5 protein-coding genes are annotated in these 2,700 nt (G+C 73.9%); 4 read left to right on the top strand and 1 reads right to left on the bottom strand.

Going from position 1 to position 2,700, the window contains the following annotated elements:
- A partial coding sequence (locus AB0C29_RS42485) for a hypothetical protein (RefSeq protein WP_360833197.1) occupies positions 1-529 on the top strand: 529 nt, incomplete at its 5' end.
- A 127-nt stretch (positions 530-656) separates the two neighbouring features.
- Positions 657-1,697 carry a phosphatase domain-containing protein gene (locus AB0C29_RS42480; protein ID WP_360833195.1) on the top strand — a complete coding sequence of 347 codons (1,041 nt, stop codon included), beginning with the start codon at positions 657-659 and terminating at the stop codon, positions 1,695-1,697.
- Between the two features lie 2 nt (positions 1,698-1,699).
- Here AB0C29_RS42480 and AB0C29_RS42475 read toward each other — a convergent pair whose 3' ends face one another.
- Positions 1,700-1,888: a hypothetical protein gene (locus AB0C29_RS42475; RefSeq protein WP_360833193.1), complete on the bottom strand. Its 189-nt coding sequence runs from the start codon at positions 1,886-1,888 to the stop codon at positions 1,700-1,702.
- A gap of 17 nt (positions 1,889-1,905) precedes the next feature.
- Between AB0C29_RS42475 and AB0C29_RS42470 the strand changes: the two genes are divergently transcribed.
- Together AB0C29_RS42470 and AB0C29_RS42465 are read left to right on the top strand one after the other, a co-directional pair.
- Positions 1,906-2,547, top strand: a complete 642-nt coding sequence (locus AB0C29_RS42470) for a hypothetical protein (protein WP_360833191.1) — start codon at positions 1,906-1,908, stop codon at positions 2,545-2,547.
- Positions 2,548-2,560: 13 nt separating this feature from the next.
- Positions 2,561-2,700, top strand: a 140-nt coding sequence (locus AB0C29_RS42465) for an AAA family ATPase (RefSeq protein WP_360833199.1), incomplete at its 3' end; no start/stop codon positions are given.

Here is a 2,700-nt window from a genome sequence, read left to right as displayed (position 1 = left end):
CGCCGACCGCGCCGCCGAGGTGTCCCGTCGCCGCCGGGCCGAATGGGAACGCGCCCAGGAGCAGGTCGACGCGGCCTGGGCGGCCTTCGACGCGGCCGACCGGGACGCGCGCCGGGTCGCCGCCGCGGCCGCCTTCCCGATCTTCAAGCAGCGCCGCACCCGCACCGAGCTCGCCGACCGCGAGCGCAACCTGCACCGGATGGCCACCGCGGCCTGCCGGCACCGGGAGCTGTCGATCGCGCAGCTCAACGAGGTGCTCGCGCACCGCGGCAGCTGGAACCCGCGGCGGCACCCGGTCGCCCAGGAGGCCGCGCTGCGGGCCGCCGTGCGGGAGCACCGATTCGCCGCCTACCAGGCCGCGGCCGAGCAGGAGCGGCTGGCGTGGCACGAGTCCGAACGGGCCGCCGCCACGCTGCGCGGTCTGCGGGCCGAGGCCCGCACGGTCCGGGTCCCGGCCGGCAGCGACGTGCACTACGAGCAGCAGTGGACGCCGGCGCGCCCGGCCAAGGCCCGGCTGGCAGTGCACTGAGCCGCCGGCGATCGTCCAGAGTGGAATGTGGTCACCCGGCGGACTGCCCGCACCCGGACTTACGAGGCGGGACTCAGGCAGGCCAGGTACCGTCGGGGTCGCTGATGACGGACGGCAGGAGGCCGAAGTGTCGTTGACCCCGGCGGGCCGCCCGCCTGCCGTACGGCTGCACCGGGCCGCGCGCATCGAGGACGCCGTGCACGAGATCATCGAACGCCGGCTGCGGCAGCGCGGCTGGGCGCCGGTGATCACGGCGTACACCGGTTACGGCGCCCCGGGCTGGGCCCGGGTGATGGCCCGGGTCGTGCTGACCCGGCGCACCCGCTCGGCCCGGCCGCTCGACAAGGTGCGCGGCTGGCGCAGCTTCACCACCTCACCGGTCAACAACGCGCCGGTGCGGATCCAGATCGGCGACCAGGTCCACGAGACCCGCACCGACCGCAGTGGCTACGTCGACACCCGGGTCAAGGGCGACCTCGAGCCCGGCTGGGGCAGCGTCCGGCTGAGCACCGAGGGTGCCGAGCCGGTCGAGGCGCCGATCCGGGTGGTGGACCCGAGCATCAAGTTCGGGGTCGTCTCCGACATCGACGACACGGTGATGGTCACCGCCCTGCCCCGTCCGCTGCTCGCGGCGTGGAACACGTTCGTTCTCGACGAGCACGCCCGCGCCGCGGTCCCGGGCATGGCGGTGCTCTACGAACGGCTGGTCACGGCCCACCCGGGCGCGCCGGTGTTCTACCTGTCGACCGGCGCCTGGAACGTGGGGCCGACGCTGGCCCGCTTCCTGTCCCGCCACCTGTACCCGGCCGGCCCGCTGCTGCTCACCGACTGGGGCCCGACCCCGGACCGGTGGTTCCGCAGCGGCCAGGAGCACAAGCGCAACACCCTGCGCCGGCTGTCGGCCGAGTTCCCGGACATCAAGTGGCTGCTGATCGGCGATGACGGCCAGCACGACCAGGAGATCTACTCCGAGTTCGCGCGCGAGCACCCGGACAACGTGGCGGCCGTGGCCATCCGCCGGCTCTCGCCGACCCAGGCCGTGCTGGCCGGCGCGGTCCCCGGGCCGTCGGGCACACCCGAGGCGGTCGGCTCGGGCGGCAAGACGTGGTTCGCGGCCCCGGACGGCGCCGGCCTGTGGTCCCTGCTGCGGGACACCGACGTTGTCTGAGGTCAGTCCCGCTCGCTGTCGGACGGCTCCGGCGCCTTGTCGGCCGTGCCCTCGGCGACCCGCGCGTGCAGCCGTTCCCGGATCTCGTCCGGGGTGTAGGCCCGGCGCCGCCGCTCGGAGCGAGCCAGCACCACCCCCGTGGCTGTGATTCCCGCAAGCCCGGCCAGTCCCGCTACCTTCCACCAACGCATCTGCTGAGGATAGACACGTGGTCGCCGACATCAGCCTCGACGAGGCCATAGATCTGACGCGTACGGGTGACATCTGGCTGTTCCGTGGCCGCTCCGGCCCGGACCGGGCCATCCAGGCGATGACCAACAGCCCGGTGAACCATGTCGGCATGTCGCTGGTGATCGAGGACATGCCACCGTTGATGTGGCACGCCGAGCTGGGCAAGTCGCTGCCGGACATGTGGTCGGGCACCTTCCAGCGCGGTGTGCAGCTGCACGACCTGCGTGACGCGGTCACCGTCTGGGCCCGGCGGTACGGCCAGCGCGGCTGGCTGCGGCAGCTGGAGCAGCCGGTGACCACCGAGATGGAGGACAAGGCGCTCAAGACGGTCGCCCGCCTCGACGGCACGCCGTTCCCGTCCAGCGCCCAGCTCGCCTGGCGCTGGGCCCGTGGCCGGGTGCCCCGCATCCGGCTGCCGTGGCAGGAGCCCGGGGCCGAGGAGGCCGACCTCGAGACGGCGTACTGCGCCGAGGTGGTCGCGGTGACCTACGAGGACATGGGCCTGCTGCCGCACGGCAAGCAGCCGAGCTGGTACGACCCGGGCCGCTTCTGGAGCGGCGACGACCTGGAACTGTGCGACGGCTACCGGCTCGGCGCGGAGATCGCGGTCACGCCGTAGTTACGCTGGGCCCGTGGTTCTGGTGGGCCGGGTGCCCGAGGTCGTTGCCCTGGACCGGCTGCGCGCCGCCGCGGCAGCCGGCGAGGGTGGCGCGGCCCTGATCGTCGGTGAGGCCGGCATCGGCAAGTCCACCCTGGTCGAGGAGGCGGTGGC

Source organism: Actinoplanes sp. NPDC048791, assembly GCF_040650095.1.
In the GTDB taxonomy this organism is placed as follows: domain Bacteria; phylum Actinomycetota; class Actinomycetes; order Mycobacteriales; family Micromonosporaceae; genus Actinoplanes.
The sequence above is the reverse complement of the archived record's forward strand: the minus strand, read 5'-3'. Positions and strand labels throughout refer to the sequence as shown.